Annotated in this window: 24 protein-coding genes; 16 read left to right on the top strand and 8 right to left on the bottom strand. The window is 69.3% G+C overall.

Annotated features, from left to right (window positions below; translation table 11 throughout):
• Positions 1-131 precede the first annotated feature (131 nt).
• Positions 132-629 carry a peptidylprolyl isomerase gene (locus ACZ7IB_RS42685; RefSeq protein WP_327276203.1) on the bottom strand — a complete coding sequence of 166 codons (498 nt, stop codon included), beginning with the start codon at positions 627-629 and terminating at the stop codon, positions 132-134.
• A 135-nt stretch (positions 630-764) separates the two neighbouring features.
• Between ACZ7IB_RS42685 and ACZ7IB_RS42680 the strand changes: the two genes are divergently transcribed.
• The 6 genes from ACZ7IB_RS42680 (at position 765) to ACZ7IB_RS42655 (ending at position 7,512) form a co-directional block, all read left to right on the top strand.
• Entirely contained in the window at positions 765-2,624 is a 1,860-nt protein-coding gene (locus ACZ7IB_RS42680) for a glycoside hydrolase family 15 protein (RefSeq protein WP_470920260.1), read from the top strand.
• A gap of 69 nt (positions 2,625-2,693) precedes the next feature.
• The gene (gene argC / locus ACZ7IB_RS42675) at positions 2,694-3,722 is read left to right on the top strand and encodes an N-acetyl-gamma-glutamyl-phosphate reductase (protein ID WP_470920255.1); all 1,029 of its coding nucleotides are present in this window, start codon (positions 2,694-2,696) and stop codon (positions 3,720-3,722) included.
• Positions 3,719-4,873 carry a bifunctional glutamate N-acetyltransferase/amino-acid acetyltransferase ArgJ gene (gene argJ / locus ACZ7IB_RS42670; RefSeq protein WP_470920253.1) on the top strand — a complete coding sequence of 385 codons (1,155 nt, stop codon included), beginning with the start codon at positions 3,719-3,721 and terminating at the stop codon, positions 4,871-4,873. The genes argC and argJ overlap by 4 nt, the downstream gene beginning before the upstream one ends.
• Positions 4,870-5,772 (top strand): acetylglutamate kinase, encoded by a 903-nt coding sequence (gene argB / locus ACZ7IB_RS42665; RefSeq protein ID WP_470920252.1) that lies wholly within the window; start codon positions 4,870-4,872, stop codon positions 5,770-5,772. Before argJ ends, argB begins: the two co-directional genes overlap by 4 nt.
• Positions 5,769-6,965, top strand: coding sequence for an acetylornithine transaminase (locus ACZ7IB_RS42660; RefSeq protein ID WP_470920250.1), 1,197 nt, complete (start codon positions 5,769-5,771; stop codon positions 6,963-6,965). Before argB ends, ACZ7IB_RS42660 begins: the two co-directional genes overlap by 4 nt.
• Positions 6,966-6,975: 10 nt before the next feature.
• Positions 6,976-7,512 (top strand): arginine repressor, encoded by a 537-nt coding sequence (locus tag ACZ7IB_RS42655; RefSeq protein WP_327276208.1) that lies wholly within the window; start codon positions 6,976-6,978, stop codon positions 7,510-7,512.
• Positions 7,513-7,535: 23 nt separating this feature from the next.
• On the opposite strand, the gene ACZ7IB_RS42650 is transcribed toward ACZ7IB_RS42655, so the two are convergent.
• The 3 genes from ACZ7IB_RS42650 to ACZ7IB_RS42640 form a co-directional block, all read right to left on the bottom strand.
• The gene (locus ACZ7IB_RS42650) at positions 7,536-8,237 is read right to left on the bottom strand and encodes a L,D-transpeptidase family protein (protein WP_470920248.1); all 702 of its coding nucleotides are present in this window, start codon (positions 8,235-8,237) and stop codon (positions 7,536-7,538) included.
• Positions 8,238-8,298: 61 nt separating this feature from the next.
• On the bottom strand, positions 8,299-8,892 hold the full coding sequence (locus ACZ7IB_RS42645) for a pyridoxamine 5'-phosphate oxidase family protein (RefSeq protein ID WP_470920246.1): 594 nt from the start codon (positions 8,890-8,892) through the stop codon (positions 8,299-8,301).
• Positions 8,893-9,034: 142 nt separating this feature from the next.
• On the bottom strand, positions 9,035-9,493 hold the full coding sequence (locus ACZ7IB_RS42640; protein WP_470920245.1) for a hypothetical protein: 459 nt from the start codon (positions 9,491-9,493) through the stop codon (positions 9,035-9,037).
• Positions 9,494-9,691: 198 nt separating this feature from the next.
• On the opposite strand from ACZ7IB_RS42640, the gene ACZ7IB_RS42635 reads away from it, so the two are divergent.
• The 4 genes from ACZ7IB_RS42635 (at position 9,692) to ACZ7IB_RS42620 (ending at position 14,545) form a co-directional block, all read left to right on the top strand.
• Positions 9,692-10,885, top strand: a complete 1,194-nt coding sequence (locus ACZ7IB_RS42635) for an argininosuccinate synthase (RefSeq protein WP_470920243.1) — start codon at positions 9,692-9,694, stop codon at positions 10,883-10,885.
• An 88-nt stretch (positions 10,886-10,973) separates the two neighbouring features.
• Entirely contained in the window at positions 10,974-12,407 is a 1,434-nt protein-coding gene (gene argH / locus ACZ7IB_RS42630) for an argininosuccinate lyase (protein WP_327276212.1), read from the top strand.
• Between the two features lie 125 nt (positions 12,408-12,532).
• Positions 12,533-13,543 (top strand): aldo/keto reductase, encoded by a 1,011-nt coding sequence (locus ACZ7IB_RS42625; protein ID WP_470920241.1) that lies wholly within the window; start codon positions 12,533-12,535, stop codon positions 13,541-13,543.
• 102 nt (positions 13,544-13,645) lie between these two features.
• A complete protein-coding gene (locus tag ACZ7IB_RS42620) occupies positions 13,646-14,545 on the top strand; it encodes a sigma-70 family RNA polymerase sigma factor (RefSeq protein WP_470920239.1) in 900 nt (299 codons plus the stop codon).
• Positions 14,546-14,572: 27 nt separating this feature from the next.
• Here ACZ7IB_RS42620 and ACZ7IB_RS42615 read toward each other — a convergent pair whose 3' ends face one another.
• Complete coding sequence (locus tag ACZ7IB_RS42615) at positions 14,573-15,097, bottom strand: HAD domain-containing protein (protein WP_470920238.1); 525 nt, start codon at positions 15,095-15,097, stop codon at positions 14,573-14,575.
• 82 nt (positions 15,098-15,179) lie between these two features.
• Here ACZ7IB_RS42615 and ACZ7IB_RS42610 point away from each other — a divergent pair, with 82 nt between their 5' ends.
• Both ACZ7IB_RS42610 and ACZ7IB_RS42605 read left to right on the top strand, forming a co-directional pair.
• The gene (locus tag ACZ7IB_RS42610; protein WP_470920237.1) at positions 15,180-15,731 is read left to right on the top strand and encodes a TetR/AcrR family transcriptional regulator; all 552 of its coding nucleotides are present in this window, start codon (positions 15,180-15,182) and stop codon (positions 15,729-15,731) included.
• Positions 15,728-17,272, top strand: a complete 1,545-nt coding sequence (locus tag ACZ7IB_RS42605; RefSeq protein ID WP_470920235.1) for an MFS transporter — start codon at positions 15,728-15,730, stop codon at positions 17,270-17,272. Before ACZ7IB_RS42610 ends, ACZ7IB_RS42605 begins: the two co-directional genes overlap by 4 nt.
• An 89-nt stretch (positions 17,273-17,361) precedes the next feature.
• Here ACZ7IB_RS42605 and ACZ7IB_RS42600 read toward each other — a convergent pair whose 3' ends face one another.
• Positions 17,362-18,033, bottom strand: coding sequence for a lysophospholipid acyltransferase family protein (locus ACZ7IB_RS42600; RefSeq protein ID WP_266363024.1), 672 nt, complete (start codon positions 18,031-18,033; stop codon positions 17,362-17,364).
• 233 nt (positions 18,034-18,266) lie between these two features.
• Between ACZ7IB_RS42600 and ACZ7IB_RS42595 the strand changes: the two genes are divergently transcribed.
• From ACZ7IB_RS42595 to ACZ7IB_RS42585, 3 genes are all read left to right on the top strand, one after another.
• Positions 18,267-19,445, top strand: coding sequence for a glycerophosphodiester phosphodiesterase (locus ACZ7IB_RS42595; RefSeq protein ID WP_470920233.1), 1,179 nt, complete (start codon positions 18,267-18,269; stop codon positions 19,443-19,445).
• Positions 19,446-19,539: 94 nt separating this feature from the next.
• Positions 19,540-20,154 (top strand): RNA polymerase sigma factor, encoded by a 615-nt coding sequence (locus tag ACZ7IB_RS42590; RefSeq protein ID WP_470920232.1) that lies wholly within the window; start codon positions 19,540-19,542, stop codon positions 20,152-20,154.
• Complete coding sequence (locus ACZ7IB_RS42585) at positions 20,145-20,648, top strand: GNAT family N-acetyltransferase (protein WP_470920230.1); 504 nt, start codon at positions 20,145-20,147, stop codon at positions 20,646-20,648. Before ACZ7IB_RS42590 ends, ACZ7IB_RS42585 begins: the two co-directional genes overlap by 10 nt.
• Positions 20,649-20,673: 25 nt before the next feature.
• Here ACZ7IB_RS42585 and ACZ7IB_RS42580 read toward each other — a convergent pair whose 3' ends face one another.
• Both ACZ7IB_RS42580 and ACZ7IB_RS42575 read right to left on the bottom strand, forming a co-directional pair.
• Positions 20,674-21,111, bottom strand: coding sequence for a hypothetical protein (locus tag ACZ7IB_RS42580; protein ID WP_405689181.1), 438 nt, complete (start codon positions 21,109-21,111; stop codon positions 20,674-20,676).
• A 2-nt stretch (positions 21,112-21,113) separates the two neighbouring features.
• Entirely contained in the window at positions 21,114-21,473 is a 360-nt protein-coding gene (locus ACZ7IB_RS42575; RefSeq protein ID WP_470920229.1) for a hypothetical protein, read from the bottom strand.
• 92 nt (positions 21,474-21,565) lie between these two features.
• Here ACZ7IB_RS42575 and ACZ7IB_RS42570 point away from each other — a divergent pair, with 92 nt between their 5' ends.
• Positions 21,566-22,213 (top strand): HAD family hydrolase, encoded by a 648-nt coding sequence (locus ACZ7IB_RS42570; protein ID WP_470920228.1) that lies wholly within the window; start codon positions 21,566-21,568, stop codon positions 22,211-22,213.
• The last annotated feature ends 360 nt before the right edge of the window (positions 22,214-22,573 follow it).

Genomic DNA, 22,573 nt, shown 5'->3' with positions numbered 1-22,573 from the left:
ACCGTACAAAGAAAAAACTCTCATTGCCACTTCTCTCCTTCCCTCCCCCCCCCCCCCCCCACCCCCACCCCCCCCCCCCCCCCCCCCCCCCCCCCCCCCCCCCGCGCTCGTTCAGCGGTTCCGTATGCGGGTCAGAGGACGCCGCTGTCCGCGATGGTGATCTTCGCCTGGGGCCGGCCGCTCTGCGAGCCGAGGGCCTCGATCTTCTTGACCAGGTCCATGCTCTCCTGGTTGTCGACCTCGCCGAACACCACGTGCTTGCCGTCCAGCCACGACGTCACGATGGTCGTGATGAAGAACTGGGAGCCGTTGGAGTCGGGGCCGCTGTTGGCCATGGAGAGCAGGCCCGGCTTGGTGTGCGCGAGCTTGAAGTTCTCGTCCGGGAACTTCGCCCCGTAGATGCTCTTGCCGCCCGTGCCGTTGCCCTGGGTGAAGTCGCCGCCCTGCAGCATGAAGTCGGGGATGACCCGGTGGAAGGACGATCCCTTGTAGCCGAAGCCCTTCTCGCCGGTCGCCAGCGCGCGGAAGTTCTCCGCGGTCTTGGGAACGACGTCGTCGAACAGTTTGAACGTGATCCGCCCAGCGGGCTCGTCATTGATGGTGATGTCGAAGTAAACCTTGCTCGTCATGGAACCATCCTGACATCGATGCGCTCGGCGCCGACGGGCGGGCGTGGTGCCGGGCCCGTCTCCCGCTGTCCTGCACGTCCGCGACTGGTTAGCCTGAAGGAGGGGTGCGCAGGCTCAAGGAGGTCCGTTGTGACTGTGGAGGCCAACGCGAGCACCGGGACGTTCAGTGCTTTCGACGCATCCTTGGGTGCCGGCGTGCCCCGCTATCTGCCGGTTGCCGAGCACGGCCTGATCGGCGATCTGCGCAGCGCGGCGCTGGTGGGCACCAACGGCACCATCGACTGGTACTGCTGCCCGCGCTTCGACGCACCCAGTGTCTTCGCCTCGATCCTCGACGCCGACCGTGGCGGGTACTTCGAGCTCGCGGCGGATGCCCCGACGCGTACCAAGCAGTTCTACTTCCCCGACACCAATGTGCTGATCACCCGCTTCTTCGCGGAGGACGGGGTCGGCGAGGTCCAGGACTTCATGCCGGTACTCGACGATTCGCGCGAGGCCGACCGGCACCGTCTGATCCGCCGCGTGGTGTGCGTGCGCGGATCGCTGCCGTTCCGCGCCCGTGTGGCCCCCCGTTTCGAGTACGGGGCGCAGCCGCACACCGTGCACGTACAGCATGGCCAGGCGGTCTTCGAATCGCCCTCACTCACTCTCGCGCTGACGTCGAGTGTGCCGCTCGAGGTCGCCGGCCAGGACGTATGGTCGCTGTTCAAGCTGCACGAGGGCGAGTCCGCGGTCTTCGCCCTCGACCGGGTCGGCGGCGACGTGGCACCCCGTTTCTGCCCGCTGTCTGAGGCGGAGCAGCAGTTCAACGCCACCGTCGGGTACTGGCGGCGGTGGCTGTCCCGGTCGCGGTACCGCGGTCGCTGGCGTGAGATGGTGCACCGCTCCGCCCTCACCCTGAAGCTGCTCACCTACGCCCCGACCGGCGCCATCATCGCCGCGCCGACCACCAGCCTGCCCGAACGCATCGGGGGCGAGCGCAACTGGGACTACCGCTACGTGTGGATCCGTGACGCGGCGTTCTGTGTGTATGCGCTGCTCAGGCTCGGCTTCACCGAGGAGGCCGAGGCCTTCATGGGTTTCCTTTCCGAGCATGTCCCCCTCGAAGTGACCGAGACGACCGGCCCGCTGCAGATCATGTACGGCATCGACGGGCGCCGTGAGCTGCCCGAGCGCGAGCTGACCCATCTCGAGGGGTACCGGGGCTCGGCCCCCGTACGCGTCGGCAATGATGCCGTCGGCCAGTTGCAGCTGGACATCTACGGGGCGCTCACCGACGCCCTCTACCTCTACAACAAGTGGGGGCAGCCGATCTCCAGTGCGCACTGGGACAGCATCAGCGAGGTGGTCGACTGGGTGTGCGACCACTGGGACCAGCCCGACGAGGGGATCTGGGAGACGCGCAGTGGGCGCAAGAACTTCCTCTACTCGCGATTGATGTGCTGGGTGGCCATCGAGCGCGCCATGCGGCTGGCCCAGCATCGCGGCCTGCCCGTCGACATCGTGCGGTGGGGGCGGGCCCGGGATGCGATCTATCGCCGGATCATGCGCCATGGCTGGTCCGACGAGCGGCACGCCTTCGTCCAGTACGAGGACGGCCACGTCCTCGACGCGTCCCTGCTGATGATGCCGCTGGCGAAGTTCGTCTCGCCGACCGACCCGAAGTGGCTCGCCACGCTGGACGCGCTGGGCGAGGACCTGGTGTCCGACTCGCTGGTCTACCGCTACGACCCGCAGGCCAGCCCGGACGGACTGCGGGGCGATGAGGGCACGTTCTCGATCTGCTCGTTCTGGTACGTCGAGGCACTGGCCCGCGCCGGCCGCCTGGACGAGGCCCGACTCGCGTTCGAGAAGATGCTCACATATGCCAACCACCTCGGTCTGTATGCGGAGGAGATCGGCCACACCGGGGAGCAGACCGGGAACTTCCCTCAGGCCTTCACCCACCTGGCGCTGATCAGTGCGGCCTTCGGTCTCGACCGGGCGCTCGGCTAGGCGTGAGTTGGCCCTTTGCATAAAAGTGCATAGCTGCGTATAGTCATGCCATCAACGAGGAGGATTTCGATGGTGGTACGTGCAGCAGTGGCAGGGGCGAGCGGATACGCCGGTGGGGAGCTGCTCCGTCTCCTGCTGGTCCACCCCGAGGTCGAGATCGGGGCCCTCACCGCCAACTCCAACGCGGGTCAGAAGCTCGGTGCGCTGCAACCGCATCTGCGGCCGCTCGCCGACCGTGTGCTTCAGCCGGCCACGCCCGAGGTCCTCGCCGGGCACGATGTCGTCTTCCTCGCCCTTCCGCACGGGCAGTCCGCCGCCGTCGCCGAGCAGATCGGTGGCGAGGTGCTCGTGGTCGACATGGGCGCCGACTTCCGGCTCAGGGATGCGGCGGACTGGGAGAAGTTCTACGGCTCCCCGCACGCCGGGACCTGGCCCTACGGTCTGCCCGAACTGCCGGGAGGACGCCCGGCGTTGGCGGGGTCCAAGCGCATCGCGGTGCCCGGCTGCTACCCGACCGCCGTCTCTCTCGCGCTCTTCCCGGCGTACGCCGCCCACCTGGCCGAGCCCGAGGCCGTGATCGTCGCCGCGTCCGGTACATCCGGGGCGGGCAAAGCAGCCAAGCCACATCTGCTCGGCTCCGAGGTGATGGGCAACATGTCCCCGTACGGCGTCGGCGGGGTCCACCGGCACACCCCCGAGATGATCCAGAACCTCAGCGCCGCGGCCGGTGAACCGGTCACGGTCTCCTTCACGCCGACCCTGGCGCCGATGCCCCGCGGCATTCTCGCAACGTGCAGCGCGAAGGCGAAGCCGGGCGTGAGCGCCCGGACCGTCCGTGACGTGTACGAGAAGGCATTCGCCGAGGAGCCGTTCGTCGACCTGCTCCCCGAGGGGCAGTGGCCCGCCACAGCGTCCGTCTACGGTTCCAACGCCGTACAGATCCAGGTCGCTCACGACGAGGCGGCAGGCCGGATCATCGTCATCAGCGCCATCGACAACCTCGCCAAGGGCACCGCCGGCGGCGCCCTGCAGAGCATGAACATCGCCCTCGGACTTCCCGAGGACACAGGTCTTTCCACGATCGGAGTCGCACCGTGAGTGTCACGGCAGCACAGGGTTTCTCGGCGGCGGGCATCGCCGCGGGAATCAAGGAGAGCGGTAACCCGGACCTGGCCCTCGTGGTCAACAACGGTCCGCTTCGCTCCGCCGCGGGCGTCTTCACCTCCAACCGCGTCAAGGCCGCCCCCGTCCTCTGGTCGGAGCAGGTGCTCAAGGGAGGCGAGGTCAGTGCCGTCGTCCTCAACTCCGGTGGCGCCAACGCCTGTACGGGCCCACAGGGCTTCCAGGACACCCACGCCACCGCAGAGAAGGCTGCCGAGGTCCTCACCGGTCACAGCGCGGGCGAGATCGCGGTCGCATCGACCGGGCTGATCGGCACGCTGCTTCCGATGGACAAGCTGCTGCCCGGCATCGAGAAGGCAGCCGCCGCCCTCAGCGAGCACGGCGGCGAGAAGGCCGCCATCGCGATCAAGACCACCGACACCGTCCACAAGACCGCCGTCGCGGGCGGCGAGGGGTGGACCGTCGGCGGTATGGCCAAGGGCGCGGGCATGCTCGCCCCGGGTCTCGCCACCATGCTGGTCGTCCTCACCACCGACGCCGACGTGGAAGCGCCGGGGCTGGACACCGCACTGCGCGCTGCCACCCGTACCACCTTCGACCGGGTCGACTCCGACGGCTGCATGTCGACCAACGACACCGTGCTGCTGCTGGCCTCCGGCGCGAGCGGTATCACCCCGGAACAGGACGAGTTCGCCGAGGCCGTACGGACCGTCTGCGCCGACCTCGCCCGGCAGCTCATCGGTGACGCCGAGGGCGCCTCCAAGGACATCCGGATCGAGGTCATCAACGCCGCGACCGAGGACGACGCCGTCGAGGTGGGCCGGTCCATCGCCCGTAACAACCTCCTCAAGTGCGCCATCCACGGCGAGGACCCCAACTGGGGCCGGGTCCTCTCCGCGATCGGCACGACGAAGGCCGCCTTCGAACCGGACCAGTTGAATGTCGCCATCAACGGCGTATGGGTCTGCAGATACGGCGGCGTCGGCGAGGACCGCGACCTGGTCGACATGCGCTACCGGGAAGTGAAGATCACCGCCGACCTGGCCACCGGCACCGAGTCGGCCGTCATCTGGGCCAACGACCTCACTGCCGACTACGTCCACGAGAACAGCGCGTACAGCTCATGACCACGGCGCGGAAGCACACCGCACTCCCGAAGGCACAGATTCTCATCGAGGCGCTGCCCTGGCTGACCCGGCACAACGGCAAGACCGTCGTCATCAAGTTCGGCGGCAACGCCATGATCGACGACGAGCTGAAGGCGGCCTTCGCCCAGGACGTCGTCTTCCTGCGCCAGGCCGGCCTCAAACCCGTCGTCGTGCACGGCGGCGGCCCGCAGATCAGCGCCCAGCTCGACAAGCAGGGCCTGGTCAGCGAGTTCAAGGCCGGTCTGCGCGTCACCACGCCCGAAGCGATGGACGTCGTACGGATGGTGCTGGCCGGACAGGTCCAGCGCGAGCTCGTCGGCCTGCTCAACCAGCACGGCCCGCTCGCCGTCGGCATGACGGGCGAGGACGCCCACACCATCACCGCCACCCGGCACCGCCCCACCATCGACGGTGAACTCGTCGACATCGGCCGGGTCGGGGAGATCACCGCGATCGACACCGGGGCGATCCAGGCGCTGCTGGACGACGGCCGGATCCCCGTCGTCTCCTCCATCGCACGCTCCGCCGACGACAACCACGTCTACAACGTCAACGCCGACACCGCGGCCGCCGCACTCGCCGCCGCGCTGAACGCCGAGACGCTGATGGTCCTCACCGACGTCGAGGGCCTCTACGAGGACTGGCCGAGCAGCGACGACGTGATCAGCCGCCTCACCGCCACCGAGCTGGAGAAGCTGCTTCCCGAGCTGTCCAGCGGCATGGTCCCGAAGATGCAGGGCTGCCTGCACGCCGTACGCAACGGCGTCGAGACCGCCCGTGTCATCGACGGCCGGGTCCAGCACTCGATCCTGCTGGAGATCTTCACCGACGAAGGAATCGGCACGATGGTCGTGCCCGACGCACAGGGGGAGTCATGAGCAACCAGGAGCTCTCGCAGCGCTGGAGCCACGCGCTGATGGACAACTACGGCACCCCCCAGCTGTCCCTCGTCCGAGGCGAAGGCGCCCATGTGTGGGACGCCGACGGCACCGAGTACCTCGACTTCGTCGGTGGTATCGCCGTGAACGCCCTGGGCCACGCCCACCCCGCCGTCGTCGAGGCCGTCTCCACCCAGATCGCCTCCCTCGGCCATGTCTCCAACCTCTTCATCGCACCGCCGCCCGTCGCCCTGGCCGAACGGCTGCTGCAGCTCTTCGGCCAGGGCGGCAGGGTCTACTTCGCCAACTCGGGTGCCGAGGCCAACGAGGCCGCCTTCAAGATCGGCCGGCTGACCGGGCGGACCCAGATGGTCGCCACCGACGGCGGCTTCCACGGCCGGACCATGGGCGCACTCGCGCTGACCGGTCAGCCGAAGAAGCGCGAGCCCTTCGAGCCGTTGCCCGGCGATGTCACACATGTCCCGTACGGGGATGCCGAGGCGCTGCGGGCCGCCGTGACCACCGACACCGCGCTGGTGATCATCGAGCCCATCCAGGGCGAGAACGGTGTGGTCGTGCCGCCCAAGGGCTACTTGGAGGCCGCCCGGGAGATCACCCGGGCGACCGGCACCCTGCTCGTCCTCGACGAGGTGCAGACCGGTGTCGGCCGGTGCGGCCACTGGTTCGAGTACCAGGCCCACCAGGGTGTCGAGCCGGACATCGTCACCCTCGCCAAGGGCCTCGGCGGCGGACTGCCGATCGGCGCGACCGTCGCGTTCGGTCCGGCGGCCGATCTGCTGAAGCCGGGCCAGCACGGCACGACGTTCGGCGGCAACCCGATCGCCTGCGCCGCAGGTCTCGCCGTTCTGGACACCCTGGCGGCCGATGGTGCCCTGGATCAGGTGAAGCGGCTCGGCGAGAAGATCCGGGACGGCGTGGAGGGTCTCGGGCACCCGCTGGTCTCCCATGTCCGCGGCTCCGGGCTGCTGCTGGGTATCGTGCTCACCGAGCCCCTCGCACCACAGGTGCAACAGGCGGCTCAGGGAGCCGGAATCCTGGTGAACGCACCCGCCCCCGATGTCCTGCGGCTCATGCCGCCGCTGATCATCGGTGACACGGAGGTGGACGCGTTCCTCCAGGCGCTGCCCGGCGCTCTTGACACGGCAAAAGGGGACGGACGATCCGGAGAATGAGGCGACGACGATGACCGAGGCGCAGGAAACCGAGCACGGCGGGCCGTCCGTGCCGCAGACCCGCACCGCACGCCACCGCCGGATCGTGGACATCCTGAACCGGCAGCCGGTGCGTTCGCAGAGTCAGCTGGCCAAACTCCTCGCCGACGACGGGCTGAGCGTCACCCAGGCGACGCTCTCCCGCGACCTGGACGAGCTGGGTGCGGTGAAGATCCGCAACACCGGCGGCGAGCTGATCTACGCGGTGCCGAGCGAGGGCGGTTTCCGTACCCCGCAGGCACCGCTGGGCGAGTCCGCGAAGGAGGAGCGGATGCGGCGCCTCTCCGCCGAACTGCTCATCTCGGCAGAGGCCTCGGCCAACCTCGTGGTGCTGCGTACGCCTCCGGGCGCGGCCCAGTTCCTCGCCTCGGCCATCGACCAGGCCGAACTCCAGGACATCCTCGGGACCATCGCGGGTGACGACACACTGATGCTGATCAGCCGTGACCCGGCGGGCGGTCAGGCGCTCGCCGACCACCTGCTGCGACTGGCCCAGAACGAACGCTGAACGGCCGGGGTACCCCGCGTCCGTCAGTAGCGCGTGATCGCGGTCGGGCCCGAACGGGTCCCGATCGCGATGTGCGGACTGCGGGCCGGGTCTGCCCAGTCGAGAATCCGGTCCATCGCGGCCGCCGGTACGGAGACACAACCGGCGGTCGCACCACGCCCGTTGACGTGGAGGAAGATGCCGGCGCCGCGTCCTCGCACCGGCCGCTCGTAGTTGAAGCCGATGACGAGCGCGCGGGCGTACTGCGTCGGATACGCGGCCAGGTGCTCCGACTCACCCGCCCGGCAGTCCGCGGGCCGCGGTTCCACCCAGCGGTTGTAGGCCCGCGCCTCGGTGTCCTCGCACCACCACGACCGGCTGTTGACCCGGCGGTAGGGGTATACGGTGCCGGTCGGTGCCGCCTTGATTCCGAAGGCGTACGGCAGGTCGTACAGGCCGGTGGGTGTGGTGTCGGTGCCCTGCTTGCGCGACGTCCCCTCGGCCAGGCCCTTCGCACCGAACCGGGCCGGTGCGGACCCGCCCTTCACCCAGGTACCCCGGCGCAGATTCCACCAGGTGACGGTGCCCGTCGTGGAACCCGTGGCCGGGGCCTCGGCCGTGATCAACTGGGTACCACCGCCGGTGTCGGCCATCCGCCCCGGGGGAGCCGGCGCCACGGCGGGCCGGGCCGCGATTGAGCCCGCCAGCGCGAGCAGTACCGAACCGATCACCAGAGATCTGCGCATGTCCCGGACGCTGGACCATCCCGCGGCGTGTCACCCCGGACCTGCTCCGTACAGCTCGATCTCATTCCGCGCGCGGCATGGCCGGCAGCGGGAGCGGCAGCCCCGGCAGCCCGTCGATACTCGTCGCGACGTGCTCCTTCTTCTCGAAGTAGACACTGAGCGACGCATCGTCCTCGCGGGCGAAGCGCTGGGCGTGCAGTGGCCGGTCCTCGTCGTACGACATGAAGGGCACGGCAAATCCACAGGTGTCCCGGATCAGCTCGGCCTTCACCACGATGACGGCGCGCAGCCCGTGCAGGCCGGGGTCCACAGCGGGGAAACGGGCGAGCAGCGCGCCGAACCGCGGATCGTCACGGAAGACCGGCTCACCGCGACCGTGCACCCGCACGATGTTCGGCGGCCCCTGGAAGGCGCACCACATCAGCGTGATGCGCCCGTTCTCGCGGAGGTGGGCGACGGTCTCCGCATTGCTGCCCGCGAAGTCCAGGTAGGCCACGGTCAGTTCGTCGATGACGGCGAAGGAGCCGCTGACCCCCTTGGGGGAGAGGTTGACCGTGCCCTCTGCGTTCAGCGGCGCAGTCGCCGTGAAGAAGATGTGCTGCTCTTCGATGAAGGTCCTGATCCGTCCGTCGATACGCTCGTACGTTTTACCCATGGCGGCCATTGTCGTCGCCGGCTCCGGTGACCGCGGGGCCATTTCAGGTGGTGGGACGCCGGTGCAGGCCTGCCGCGCGCAGCAGTCGCCGAGCCGCCCCACGCACCGCGCGCGGCCGGTCCTGTGCCGTGCGGATGCGCAGTCACTCCTCGGGGAATCCGGCCGCGCCCGGCAGCAGCGCCCGGGTGGTCGCACGGACCACGGCGGATGACGGATCGTCGAGGAGGGTTGCCGGCCGTTCGCGGTCCACGGCGTCGAGGGCCCGCAGGCCGACGGCGGAGCGGACCCGCACGGCGGGCAGCGGGTGGGCCGGCAGGGACCACACTGTCCCGGCGTCCGTACGTGAACCGCACTCGCCGAGCCCGGCGGGCGCAGCAGGAACGATCAACGGACCGGCAGCCGCCGACGGATCGGGGCCGGCATTCACCGACCGGCGGAGATCCGCGCACATCGACCGGCAGGGCGGAAGCGGATCTACTCCGTCCTGCCGGAGCACGTAGCGCGCACAGGCCCGCACGACGCCGGAACGGTCGGCGAAAAAGGCCCGCGCCTCCCCGTGCCGCCCGGCCCGGCGCAGCGCGGTGACACCGGCGGACCGCACCCGTGGCGCGCGTGCCGCGAGCAGCGGGCCGGCACCTCGGGGCCTCCTTCCGCATCCCGGCGATCGCCGCCTCCGCGCACAGGTTCTTTTCCGCCCGCGCATGGGCCCTGCGACACGCCACCCACCTGCGCCTTTGACAAACCATACGGAGGATTGCATAGTTATGCCCATCAGTGATTGCACCGTAAGGAGAAACCCGTGACCGAGCGCGTCGTACTCGCCTACTCGGGCGGCCTGGACACCTCCGTCGCCATCGGCTGGATCGCCGAGGAGACGGGCGCTGAGGTCATCGCCGTTGCAGTGGATGTCGGTCAGGGCGGCGAGGACCTGGACGTCATCCGTAAGCGCGCGCTCGCCTGCGGTGCCGTCGAGGCCGAGGTCGCGGACGCCAAGGACGAGTTCGCTGAGGAGTACTGCCTCCCGGCGATCAAGGCCAACGCCCTCTACATGGACCGCTACCCGCTGGTCTCGGCCCTGTCCCGGCCGACCATCGTCAAGCACCTCGTCGCCGCCGCCAACAAGCACAGCGCCGGCATCGTCGCCCACGGCTGCACCGGCAAGGGCAACGACCAGGTCCGCTTCGAGGCCGGCATCTCCGCGCTCGGCCCCGACCTGAAGTGCATCGCCCCGGTCCGTGACTACGCCATGACCCGGGACAAGGCGATCGCCTTCTGCGAGGAGAAGAATCTCCCGATCGCGACCACCAAGAAGTCCCCGTACTCCATCGACCAGAACGTCTTCGGGCGTGCCGTCGAGACGGGCTTCCTGGAGGACATCTGGAACGCGCCGATCGAGGACATCTACGAGTACACCGAAAACCCCGCCACCCCGCGCGAGGCCGACGAGGTCGTCATCTCCTTCAAGGAGGGTGTGCCCGTGGCCATCGACGGCAAGCCCGTCACGGTCCTCCAGGCGATCCAGCAGCTCAACCAGCGGGCCGGGGCCCAGGGCATCGGGCGGATCGACATGGTCGAGGACCGTCTCGTCGGCATCAAGTCCCGCGAGGTGTACGAGGCCCCGGGCGCGATCGCACTGATCACCGCCCACCAGGAGCTGGAGAACGTCACCGTCGAGCGCGAGCTGGCCCGCTACAAGCGGCAGGTCGAGCAGCGCTGGGGCGAGCTGGTCTACGACGGCCTGTGGTTCTCGCCGCTCAAGCGCGCCCTGGACGGCTTCATCAACGAGGCCAACCAGCACGTCACCGGTGACATCCGGATGACCATGCACGCGGGCCGCGCCGTCGTCACCGGCCGGAAGTCCGAGCAGTCGCTCTACGATTTCAACCTCGCCACCTACGACTCGGGCGACACGTTCGACCAGTCCAAGGCGCAGGGCTTCATCGAGATCTTCGGCCTCTCGTCGAAGATCGCCGCGAAGCGTGACCTCGCCTGACCCTCAGTAGCCACTTCACCGCCTCCCCGACCCTCCGTGCGGGGAGGCGGCTGCACATCCACCCCCTTGTTCTTCCGAGGAGCACGCAGTGAGCAACGGCAACGGCAACAGCGACGTACGCCTCTGGGGCGCCCGCTTCGCCGACGGTCCGGCCGAGGCGCTGGCCAAACTGTCCGCCTCCGTCCACTTCGACTGGCGGCTCGCGCCGTACGACATCGCCGGCTCCCGCGCCCACGCACGAGTACTGAACAAGGCGGGCCTGCTCACCGAGGACGAGCTGAACCGCATGATCGCCGGCCTCGACCAGCTCGAAGCCGATGTCGCCGACGGCTCGTTCACCGGCACCGTCGCCGACGAGGACGTCCACACCGCGCTGGAGCGCGGCCTGCTTGAGCGCCTCGGCCCGGACCTCGGCGGCAAGCTGCGGGCCGGCCGGTCCCGGAACGACCAGATCGCCACGCTCTTCCGGATGTACCTGCGCGATCACGCCCGGATCATCGGCGGTCTGATCGCCGAGCTGCAGGGCGCCCTGGTCGGCCTCGCCGAGGCGCATCCGGACGTCGCGATGCCCGGTCGTACGCATCTGCAGCACGCCCAGCCGGTGCTCTTCGCCCATCACGTCCTGGCCCATGCGCAGTCCCTCTCCCGGGACGCCGAGCGGCTGCGTCAGTGGGACGAGCGGACCGCCGTCTCCCCGTACGGCTCCGGCGCGCTGGCCGGGTCGTCCCTCGGGCTCGACCCGGAGGCGGTCGCCGCCGACCTCGGCTTCGAGCACGGCTCCGTCGCCAACTCCATCGACGGCACGGCCTCCCGCGACTTCGCCGCCGAGTTCGCGTTCATCACCGCGATGATCGGTGTCAACCTCTCCCGGATCGCGGAGGAGGTCATCATCTGGAACACGAAGGAGTTCTCCTTCGTCACCCTGCACGACGCCTTCTCCACCGGCTCCTCGATCATGCCGCAGAAGAAGAACCCGGACATCGCCGAGCTGGCCCGCGGCAAGTCCGGCCGGCTGATCGGCAATCTGACGGGCCTGATGGCCACGCTGAAGGCGCTCCCGCTCGCGTACAACCGCGACCTCCAGGAGGACAAGGAGCCGGTCTTCGACTCCTGCGACCAGCTCGAAGTCCTGCTGCCGGCCTTCACCGGAATGATGGCCACGCTCACCGTCAACCGCGAGCGCATGGAGGAGCTGGCCCCGGCCGGCTTCTCGCTCGCCACCGACATCGCCGAGTGGCTGGTCAAGCAGGGCGTGCCGTTCCGCGTCGCGCACGAGGTCGCGGGCGAGTGCGTCAAGGAGTGCGAGCAGCAGGGCATCGAGCTCGACGAGCTGACCGACGAGCAATTCGCGAAGATCTCCGAGCACCTCACACCCGAGGTCCGCACGGTCCTCAATGTGGCCGGTGCGCTCGCGTCCCGCAGTGGCCGCGGTGGTACGGCCCCGTCGGCCGTGGCCGTACAGCTCACCGAGGTCAAGGCCGACCTCGCCGTCCAGCAGGCGTGGGCCACCGCGAAGAACTGACGGCGCAGAACCGGCAGCGCCGAAGGCGAATCGAGGCGGGGAGCGGCCGTACGCTCCCCGCCTTCCGGTTTTCCCGGGCTGAGTTACGTTGACGGGGAGCGCACCCGATCGACGAGGAGCCCACGATGCCTTTCGCCCTTCCCCAAGCTCTCGGCTTTGCTCGACCAGGGGAGGCCCCATCGGGCACAGCGACTACTCCGACCGCCCACATCGGGCTCGGCCTGGCAGCGGTCGGCCGGCCCGGCTACATCAACCTCCACCGCGACCGCGATCTGCCCGGTGACCGCAGCGTCGAGGCGCTGCGCGAGCGCACCCACGAGCTGCTGGATGCCGCGTACACGCAGGGCGTCCGCTACTTCGACGCGGCCCGCTCCTACGGCCGTTCGGAGGAGTTCCTCGCCGAGTGGCTGACGGTGCACCCGGAAGTGCGCGATGTCGTCATCGGCAGCAAGTGGGGCTACACCTACACCGCCGACTGGAGTGTCGAAGCCGAGGTGCACGAGGTCAAGGACCACAGCCTCGCCATGTTCGAACGCCAGCGCGCAGAGACCGACGCGCTGCTCGGTGACCGCCTCGACCTCTACCAGATCCACTCGGTGACCGCCGACAGCCCGGCCCTCACCGACAAGGATCTGCACGCACGGCTCGCCGCACTCACCGCGGAGGGGGTCAGTGTCGGCCTGTCCACGAGCGGACCTGCCCAGGCCGACGCCATCCGGGCCGCTCTTGCCGTCACGGTCGACGGCGAGCCGCTCTTCCGCACGGTCCAGGCCACCTACAACGCCCTGGAGACCTCGGCCGGAGCGGCGCTCGCCGAGGCCCATGACGCCGGGCTCACCGTGATCGTCAAGGAAGCCATGGCCAACGGCCGGCTCGCCGGAACGGAAGCCCCCGCCGTTGTCCAGGAGATCGCTGCCGAGGCCGGCGTGGACAGTGACGCGATCGCCCTGGCGCTCGTACTGCACCAGCCGTGGGCCGGTGTGGTGCTCTCAGGTGCGGTGACCGCCAACCAGCTCGCCGGAAACCTGCACGCGGCTGTTGTCGACCTCGACGAGGGGCGGCGCGCCAGGCTCGATGCGCTCGTGGAGGAGCCGGAGGCGTACTGGCGTCATCGCGCCGGGCTGCCGTGGAGCTGAGCGGGCGCGCCCGGCGCCGGTGAAGCGGCGCTGATCCACCTGTCACGTCTACGAGATCCGGTTCGTCATCGCATTGACGCAACACTACGGAGGAATGTGACTGTGGACGGAACCGAGTTCCTGGCAGAACGCTTAGAGGAGAGCCGGACTCAGCTGAAGGCCGTGGCCTACCGGATGCTCGGCTCGGCGAGCGAGGCGGAGGACGCGGTCCAGGAAGCCTGGATCCGGCTCAGCCGCTCCGACAGCCGGGCGATCGAGAACCTGGGCGGCTGGCTGACAACGGTCGTCGGGCGGGTGTGTCTGGACATGCTCCGCTCACGCCGCTCCCGCCGCGAGGAGCCCCTCGACACACAGGCACCCGAGGCACACGCCCCCGAACCGGCGCTCGGCGCTCAGCCGGATGCCGATCCCGAGCAGCAGGCCCTGATGGCCGACTCGGTCGGTCTCGCGATGCTGGGCGTCCTCGAAACGCTCGACCCCGCCGAGCGGCTCGCCTTCGTGCTGCACGACATGTTCGCCGTGCCCTTCGACGAGATCGCCCGCATCGTGGACCGCACCCCGGCCGCGGCCCGGCAGCTCGCCGGCCGGGCCCGTCGCCGGGTGCAGGGGGTGGACCCGGATCCGGACCCCGATATCACCCGCAAGCGCGAGGTCGTCGACGCCTTCCTGGCCGCCGCCCGCGGCGGTGCCTTCGAGGCCCTCGTCGCCGTGCTCGACCCGGACGTGGTGGTGCGCTCCGACATCGGCGCCGGTGGTGTCGGAGCGCCGTCCCTGGTGCGGGGCGCCGCGGTCGTGGCCCGTCAGGCGATGATGTTCGCGCCGTTCGCCCAGTCGTCGCAGCCGGCACTGGTCGACGGGAACCTGGCCCTCATCTCCACGCGCGAGGGCCGGCGGTTCTCGGTCATGATCTTCACGATCGGGCGGGGGAGGGTCGTCGAGATGTCCGTGATCAACGATCCGGCCCGCCTCCCCGACCTGGATCTGACCGTCCTCAACGACTGACCCCGGGCGGGCGGCCGTACTGCGCGCTCAAGGTCCGCCGCCCCGGCGGCTGTCCGCCCACTCGGCCAGCTCCTCGAAATCGGCCGGCAGCAGTCCGATCCGCGGGTCGATCCACATCAGCAGCGTCTCGGCCGCCCCCTGCCCCGCGATCCACTCCCGGTCCTGCTCGGCGATCTCGTCGTCGACCCAGGCGAACGGCCGGCCGGCCGCGTACTCCACGATGTACCGCGTCTTCCAGTACGTACCGCCCGGTGCGCTGCCAAGCATCGACGGCCAGTCGATGTACGGCAGCGGGGGCAGCCCGAGTCGTGGCCCGATCCACTCGTTGGCCTCGTCCTTCCAGGTCGTCGCCCAGACCAGTTCGTAACGGCCGGCGAGGGCCAGCAGCGCCTGGCCGTGTTCCGGGTTGAGCAGGACGGGCAGCGGCGTCCCGTAGTCCCACCCCGTCGGCCGCATCAGATGCAGCGCATAGCCGTCCGGGACCCGGCGGCGCATCAGTGCCGCGTACGGATTGAGCGGACCGTCGATGTCGATCAGCAGCAGCGGCTTCATGCCGACATCGTCCTCTCTCCCTATCCATGCAGGCAGAGCCGCCGATGAGACATTCTTGTCTCATATGGTTTATTGTTGTCTCATGACTCTCGACCGTGAGCAGGTGCTGCGCAGCGCCGCCGCCCTGCTGACCCGCAAATCGACCGCCACCATGGACGAGGTCGCCAGAGCCGCAGGCATCGGACGCGCCACCCTGCACCGGCACTTCGCCGGACGGGACGCCCTGGTCAAAGCGTTGGAGAACCTGGGAATCCAGGAGTTCGAAGCCGCCCTGGACGCCGCCGCACTCGACGAGGGGAGCTGCGAGGAGGCGCTGCGCCGACTCGTCGCGGCCGTCGAGCCGAGCGCCGGACTGCTCTCCTTCCTCGTCACCGAGAATCAGCTCTTCGAAGGCGACGAGGTGAACGAAGGCTGGAACCGGCTCGACGCCCGGGTTTCCGCCCTCTTCCGGCGCGGCCAGGAGCGCGGCGAGTTCCGCATCGACCTCACTCCCGCCTGGCTGACCGAGGCCCTCTACGGGCTCATCTCCTCCGGCGCCTGGGCCGTCCAGGACGGCCGGGTCGCCGGGCAGGACTTCCAGTACATGATCGTCGAGTTGCTGCTCGGCGGTGCACGCCGGAGCGTGGAGCAATGAGCAGTCTCGAACAGCACGCGGAAACCTCCCAGGAGCTGCGCCGTCCGGGGCGGTGGATCGCCCTGGCCGTCCTCGTCCTTGCTGTGCTGCTCGTGGCCGTGGACGCCACAGTCCTCGGCCTCGCCACCCCCTTCCTCACCGAGGACCTCAAGCCGTCCGGCACCCAGCTGCTCTGGATCGGCGACGTCTACTCCTTCGTCATCGCCGGGCTCCTCGTCTCTATGGGCAGTCTCGGTGACCGCATCGGCCGCAAGAAGCTGCTGCTGACCGGTGCCGTCGCCTTCGGCGCGGTGTCCGTACTCAACGCCTACGCGAGCACGCCCGAGATGATGATCCTGGCGCGGGCGCTGCTCGGTGTCGCCGGTGCCACCCTGATGCCGTCCACGCTCGCCCTGATCCGCAACCTCTTCCACGATCCGCGCGAGCGCAGCCTCGCCATCGGTATCTGGGGAGCCATGGCCTCCGCGGGTGCGGCCGTCGGTCCTGTCGTCGGCGGCTTCCTCCTGGAGCACTTCTGGTGGGGCTCGGTCTTCCTGATCAACCTGCCGGTCATGGCCGTCCTCGTGGTTGTCGGCATCAAAATGATCCCCGAGTCGAAGAATCCGGCACCGGGCCCGTGGGACCTGGTCAGCGTGGCGCTCTCCTTCATCGGCATGATCGGAGTCGTATACGCCATCAAGGAGCTGGCCGCGCACGGCGCGAGCTCGGAGGCCGCCGTCGCGGGCATCGGCGGCCTGGCCGCGCTCTGCTGGTTCGTACGCAGACAACTCACGCTCCCCGCACCTCTGCTGGACATGCGGCTCTTTCACCACCGGGGCTTCTCGGGCGCGGTCCTCGCCGATCTGCTGACCATCCTCGGCCTGTCCGGGCTCGTCTTCTTCCTCTCCCAGTTCCTGCAATTGGTACAGGGACGCGGGCCGCTGGAGGCCGGGCTTGCCGAACTGCCCGCAGCCGTCGGTGCGGTCACCGCGGGTCTGAGCGCCGGCCTGGCAGCCCGGCGCTACTCGGTGCGGTCGGTGGTGTCCGGCGGTCTCGGGGCGATCGGCCTGGCGCTCGCCGCGGTCACCCTGATCCACAAGGAGACCGCCTATCCGCTGATCGGCGCGGTGCTGCTGGTCGTCGGCGTCGGTGCGGGCTTCGCCTTCACCGTCACCTCCGATGTGATCCTCTCCAGCGTCCCGAAGGAGCAGGCAGGCTCCGCGGGCGCGGTCTCGGAGACGGCGTACGAACTCGGCGCGGCCCTCGGCATCGCTCTGCTCGGCTCCATCGTCACCGGCGTCTACCAGGACTTCACCACCCCGAACGGCGTTCCGTCCGCCAACGCCGCAGCGGCCCATGAGTCGCTGGGCGGCGCAGTCGAAGCGACCCACGGCCTTCCGGCGCAGCAGGCGAGCGCGCTGGTCTCCGCGGCACAGGAGTCGTTCGTCGACGGACTGCGACTCGCGGCGGGTGTCGGCGCGGCGGTCCTGCTGGCGACGGCCGTCGCCGCCTGGTTCCTGTTGCGCGGTCAGAAGCTGGAGGACGGCATCGTCCACCAGTAGCCGCCCACGCCTTGGGCCGTACGAGTGGTGATGACATACGGAAGGGCCCGACCGGGGTACGGGCCCTTCCGTATGTTCTGCGCGTCAGTTCACGCGGCCTTGGCCTTCGTCGCATACATGTCGACGTACTCCTGACCCGACAGCCGCATCACCTCGGCCATCACGGAGTCGGTCACCGCCCGCAGCACATAGCGGTCGCGGTCCATGCCCTCGTAGCGGGAGAACTCCATCGGAGCACCGAAACGGACCGTCACCTTGCCGGGACGGGGCAGACCGGCACCACCGGGCTGCAGCTTGTCCGTACCGATCATCGCGAACGGCACCACCGGCGCACCCGTCATCAGCGTCAGCCGGGCGATGCCCGTACGGCCCCGGTAGAGGCGGCCGTCGGGGGAGCGGGTGCCCTCCGGGTAGATGGCGAATGCCTTGCCCTCCTCCAGCACCCGACGGCCCGTCATCAGCGCCGCGACACCGCCGCGGCCGCCGTCCCGGTCCACCGGGATCATGCCGCAGCCCGTGAAGAACCAGGCCATCGCCCGGCCCTTGAGCCCCTTGCCCGTCACGTACTCGTCCTTGCCGATGTAGGAAACCTGCCGGTCGCAGCAGATCGGCATGATCATCGAGTCGATGAACGTCAGATGATTGCCCGCGAGGATCACCGGACCGTCCCCGGGAATGTTTTCCACACCCTCCACCTGGGGGCGGAACATCAGACGCAAGATCGGTCCGAGCACTGCCTTGATGAGTGCGTGTCGGGACAACGGTTCCTCCGGTGTAGTGGCCGGCCGGCCGGGGCGCGGGATCGTGACGGTCCATGCAGGTGAGGACGATACTCGCGGGTACTCGCCCCTCGCACATCGGGTTCATCGAGTGGATACGCAGTGTTGACGTGTGTTTCCGCCAAGTTCGTCCAGGAGCTGTTTCTACGACGGTACGACTCCATACGCTCGGGCCTCGCCCGACAGGTGCGAGACATCACACGTGAGGAGCATTCATGACAGAGCGCGCGCAGGCAGGTCCCGGCCGCAGAACCCTGCTGGGAGCGGGGGCCGCCGTACTGGGCACGGCCGCCCTCGGACTGGCCGGCGGACCGGCCGACGCCGCCGAGAACGCCGCCGAGCGGTCCGGCGGCCACGGCGGGGGCCACGGCTTCCGCCTCGATCTGCCGGTGCCCACCGTCATAGGACACCGCGGCACCAGCGGCTACCGGCCCGAGCACACCCTCGGCTCCTACCAGCTGGCCCTCGACATGGGCGCGCACATCATCGAGCAGGACCTGGTGCCGACCAAGGACGGCCATCTCGTCTGCCGTCACGAGAACGACATCACCGCCACCACCGATGTCTCCGCCCACCCCGAGTTCGCGAGCCGCAAAACCACGAAGAAGGTCGACGGGGTCTCTCTCACCGGCTGGTTCACCGAGGACTTCACCCTCGCCGAGCTGAAGACGCTCCGCGCCAAGGAGCGCATCCCCGGCACCCGTCAGAAGAACACGCTGTACGACGGCCGCTGGGAGGTACCCACGTTCGAAGAGGTGCTCCAGTGGGCCGACCGCGAGGGCCGCAAGCGCGGCAAGCCGGTCTGGCTGTACGTCGAGACCAAGCACCCCACGTACTTCCGCGGTCTCGGCCTCGGACTCGAGGAGCCCCTCGCCAAGCTGCTGCGCCGCTACAACCGCCACCGCAAGCAGTCGCCGCTCATCCTCCAGTCCTTCGAGCCCGGCAGCATCCAGCGGCTGGCAGGACTCGTCTCCACCCCGCGCGTCGTACTGCTCTCCGGCACGGGCGCGCGGCCCTGGGACTTCGTGACGTCCGGAGATCCGCGTACCGTCGCCGACCTGGTGAAGCCCGAGGGCCTGAAGTGGATGGCGTCCTTCGCGCAGGGTATCGGACCCACTCTGGACCTGATCATTCCCAAGGATGCCTCGGGCCGGCTCACCGCACCGACCACCCTGGTGAAGGATGCGCACGCCCAGGGCCTGGTCCTCCACCCGTACACCATGCGCAACGAGAACTCCTTCCTGCCTGCCGACTTCCGACGGGGCACGGACCCCAACGCGTACGGTGACGCATTCGGCGCGTTCCAGGCCTACTTCGCGACGGGCATCGACGGGATCTTCTCCGACAATCCAGACACCGCTCTTCTCGCTGCGGCGGACTTCGCCGCGAAGTGACACCGGCGTCAGCACCCGGCCGGGGCGTGCCCCGGCCGGGTGGTGCTCGCCGACTACGGCAACCGGCCGTCGGCACAGGTGCGTCGGCCGGGGCATGACGTTTATCGATCTTGCCCCCGCGGGGACCGCCGCCGGGCCCGCGGCGGTCGTCCATTCCCTGTATCCACTGGTGAGTGCCGAGGCCGCGGCCGAGGCGGCAGCCTCGGCAACGGGTGCGGCGATCGAAACCGCCGATCTCGAACAGGCCGTCTGGCTAAGGCTGTTGGAGCGGCTCGCGCAGGACGGGCCGCCGGTGGACACGGCGCGCTGGGTGCGGGACGCCGTACGGGCGGAGGCCCGCAGGGCCCGCCGTACCGCCCGGCGCGAACGCCCCTACCGTGACGAGACCTCCGCGGATCCGGCCGGCTGCCCGGAGCGGATCGTCGTCGGCGCCGACGAGCGCCGGGCGCTGCGCGCCGCGGTGGAACGGCTGCCCGGCCGGTGCGCCCGGCTGCTGGCGGCGATGCTCGCGCCCAATGATCCCACTTACCGGGAAATCGCAGGGAAGTTGGGTATGTCACAGGGGAGTTTGGGTCCGATCCGTTCCCGATGCCTTGGATGTCTGCGCAGAATGCTCGCGGCGGAGGTTGTAGCTCCTGAACTGCGGGGAAAGGAGCGTGAGAAACAACCGGTGGATCAGGTGGGCGGAGGCATGCGCACATGGGCATGAGCGTGATCATCTCGGCGGCGGCGGCACAGGACGCCGAACAGATCTTGAAACTTCAGTACCTCTGCTTCCAGAGCGAGGCGGAGCTGTACGGGAACTACCGGATCGACCCGCTCGTCCAGACCCTCGATTCGGTGCGCGCGGAGATCGCCACGAATCTGGTGTTCGTGGCGCGGCTGGGGGACGAGGTCGTCGGCTCGGTCCGCGGATCCACCGATCAGGACGGCACCGGGCAGATCGCGAGGCTCTGCGTCCACCCGCGGCTCCAGGGGCACGGGCTCGGCGCCCGGCTGCTGCGGGCCGCGGAGTCGGGACTCGTCGACGAACGGTCGGCCACTCGCTTCCGGCTGCACACCGGCCATCGCAGCGACGGCAATCTGCGGCTCTACCAGCGGGCGGGTTACGCCCCCGTGGGCAACGAGACCGGCCGGGACGGCGTCCGGATGATCCTGTTGGAGAAGGACGCGACCGCCCCCGCCTATGTGGCCAGCGCGTAGGGCCGGTTACGCGTTCTCGCTCCGCCTACGCGTTTTTCGCCCGGCGCAGCCACATCATCCCGGTGATCGGCAGGATCACCGGGATGAACAGATAGCCCATACCGAAGTCGGACCAGACGGTGGCGTCCGCGAACGCCGAGGGCTCCACCATCGTCCAGGTCCCCACGACCAGCACACCGAGGAGCTCGGCGGCGCAGCACACCAGCGCCGACCTGCGCGCCTTCTCGCCGCCGCGCACCAGCGAGTACGTGATGAATCCGTACACGAGGGCGGCGACGGCCGACAGCGCATAGGCGAGCGGCGCCTTGTCGAAATCCAGGATCATCTGGACGATCGAGCGGGAGGCCGCCGCGACGGTGAACACCCCGTAGAACCAGACCAGTACCCGGCCGGGACCGGTGCCGAGGTCGAAGGGCTGCTTCTCGCCGGTGGCCGCTGCGGGGGTGCGATCGGTGTCGGTCACGGTCAGTTTCCCCAGATGTCGTAGAGCCGAACTTCGAGGACGGCCAGCACGACCGCGCCGGCCGCCACCGTCACCGAACCCCATCGGGTCCGCTCGGTGAGCGACAGGAAACCCGCCGCGGGCACGGCGAGGAAGGCCCCGATCAGATACGCGATGAAGATCGTCATGCCCTGCTCGGGCCGTTCGCCCCGGGACAGCTGCACGACGCCCACCACCAGCTGGGCCAGCGCCAGCAGGGAGACCACTGCCATCCCGATGAAGTGCCAGTCCTTGGTCGGCTGGTCCCGGTATGCGGCGAAACCGCACCAGGCGGTGAGGGCGAGCGCGGTCACGGCGACCGCGATCGTCAGGGCGTCAAGCATGAGGTGAGGGTATTACGGACCAAAAGGCCCCCTGCGTGCGCCCCCGTACCCGCAGGACATGGCCCGAGGGCAAGGCCCTAGTGTCGATGCACATGAAGATCCATGCCGAAGCCCTGCTGTTCGACAACGACGGAACACTGCTCTCCTCGATCGAGTCGGTGTACCGCTGCTGGACCCGGTGGGCCCAGGAGTACGGGATCACAGCGGAGGACTTCCAGGGCATCGAACTGCACGGCCGGACGGCAGGCGAGATCATCGCCGAACTGCTTCCCGCGGACCGGGTCGACGGGGCTCTGGCCCGTATAGAACAGCTGGAGGTCGAGGACGCCTCCGGCGGAGTCGTGATCCTGCCCGGCACCAAGGAACTGCTCGGTGCGCTGCCCGCGCACCGCTGGGCCGTCGTCACCTCCGCCACCCGGCTGCTCGGCGAGGCGCGGCTGCGTGAGGTACGCATCGACTTCCCCGTGATGATCGCCGCCGAGGACGTCTCCCGGGGCAAGCCCGACCCCGAGCCCTACCTCCTGGCCGCCGCGCGCCTCGGCGTCGACCCGGCCCGCTGCGTGGTCTTCGAGGATGCCCCCGCCGGACTGCGGGCCGGACGGGCGGCAGGCATGAAGACCGTGGCCTTGGCCACAACGCACGACCGGTCCGAGCTGGACGCGGATGTTGTCATCGATGACCTCTCCGCCATATCGGTGCAGGTCACAGCCCAGGGCGTGGAAATCACGGCGGTCGGCTGAACCGGCTCGCACCGCCATCCACGGCTGTCCGCTATTCGGACAGGCGGGCCGGGCGGAACGTTACGTCTGTTTTACTTGGGCCATGACCACGACGAGCAACCGCATCCTTGCGACCGAGGCGATCACGACGCCCGGTGCTCGTTGTATGTGTCGAATGCGCGCCTTCTGAGGGCCCCCGCCTGAGCCTCGCGCCCCGAAGCGAGACCGAGCCCGAGCCGTCCGCACCCGGCGGAACGAGCCTGCCCGAGCACCGCTGTTCCGGCCACCCGCCGCAGCCGGCCGTGCCGAGACCCCCGCTTGGAACGTCCGATCGAAACGTCCAAACAGTCTCATCAGACGAATGCCCCGTGCCCGGCGGAC

This window comes from Streptomyces sp. NPDC037301, from assembly GCF_055602785.1.
The sequence above is the reverse complement of the archived record's forward strand: the minus strand, read 5'-3'. Positions and strand labels throughout refer to the sequence as shown.

Excerpts from the sequence above, each read along its gene's own strand:
- ACZ7IB_RS42685 (WP_327276203.1), bottom strand. The coding sequence starts at position 629 with ATGACGAGCAAGGTTTACTTCGACATCACCATCAATGACGAGCCCGCT.
- argC (WP_470920255.1), top strand. The coding sequence starts at position 2,694 with ATGGTGGTACGTGCAGCAGTGGCAGGGGCGAGCGGATACGCCGGTGGG.
- argB (WP_470920252.1), top strand. The coding sequence starts at position 4,870 with ATGACCACGGCGCGGAAGCACACCGCACTCCCGAAGGCACAGATTCTC.
- ACZ7IB_RS42660 (WP_470920250.1), top strand. The coding sequence starts at position 5,769 with ATGAGCAACCAGGAGCTCTCGCAGCGCTGGAGCCACGCGCTGATGGAC.
- ACZ7IB_RS42655 (WP_327276208.1), top strand. The coding sequence starts at position 6,976 with ATGACCGAGGCGCAGGAAACCGAGCACGGCGGGCCGTCCGTGCCGCAG.
- ACZ7IB_RS42650 (WP_470920248.1), bottom strand. The coding sequence starts at position 8,237 with ATGCGCAGATCTCTGGTGATCGGTTCGGTACTGCTCGCGCTGGCGGGC.
- ACZ7IB_RS42645 (WP_470920246.1), bottom strand. The coding sequence starts at position 8,892 with ATGGGTAAAACGTACGAGCGTATCGACGGACGGATCAGGACCTTCATC.
- ACZ7IB_RS42625 (WP_470920241.1), top strand. The coding sequence starts at position 12,533 with ATGCCTTTCGCCCTTCCCCAAGCTCTCGGCTTTGCTCGACCAGGGGAG.
- ACZ7IB_RS42615 (WP_470920238.1), bottom strand. The coding sequence starts at position 15,097 with ATGAAGCCGCTGCTGCTGATCGACATCGACGGTCCGCTCAATCCGTAC.
- ACZ7IB_RS42610 (WP_470920237.1), top strand. The coding sequence starts at position 15,180 with ATGACTCTCGACCGTGAGCAGGTGCTGCGCAGCGCCGCCGCCCTGCTG.
- ACZ7IB_RS42605 (WP_470920235.1), top strand. The coding sequence starts at position 15,728 with ATGAGCAGTCTCGAACAGCACGCGGAAACCTCCCAGGAGCTGCGCCGT.
- ACZ7IB_RS42595 (WP_470920233.1), top strand. The coding sequence starts at position 18,267 with ATGACAGAGCGCGCGCAGGCAGGTCCCGGCCGCAGAACCCTGCTGGGA.
- ACZ7IB_RS42590 (WP_470920232.1), top strand. The coding sequence starts at position 19,540 with ATGACGTTTATCGATCTTGCCCCCGCGGGGACCGCCGCCGGGCCCGCG.
- ACZ7IB_RS42585 (WP_470920230.1), top strand. The coding sequence starts at position 20,145 with ATGGGCATGAGCGTGATCATCTCGGCGGCGGCGGCACAGGACGCCGAA.
- ACZ7IB_RS42575 (WP_470920229.1), bottom strand. The coding sequence starts at position 21,473 with ATGCTTGACGCCCTGACGATCGCGGTCGCCGTGACCGCGCTCGCCCTC.
- ACZ7IB_RS42570 (WP_470920228.1), top strand. The coding sequence starts at position 21,566 with ATGAAGATCCATGCCGAAGCCCTGCTGTTCGACAACGACGGAACACTG.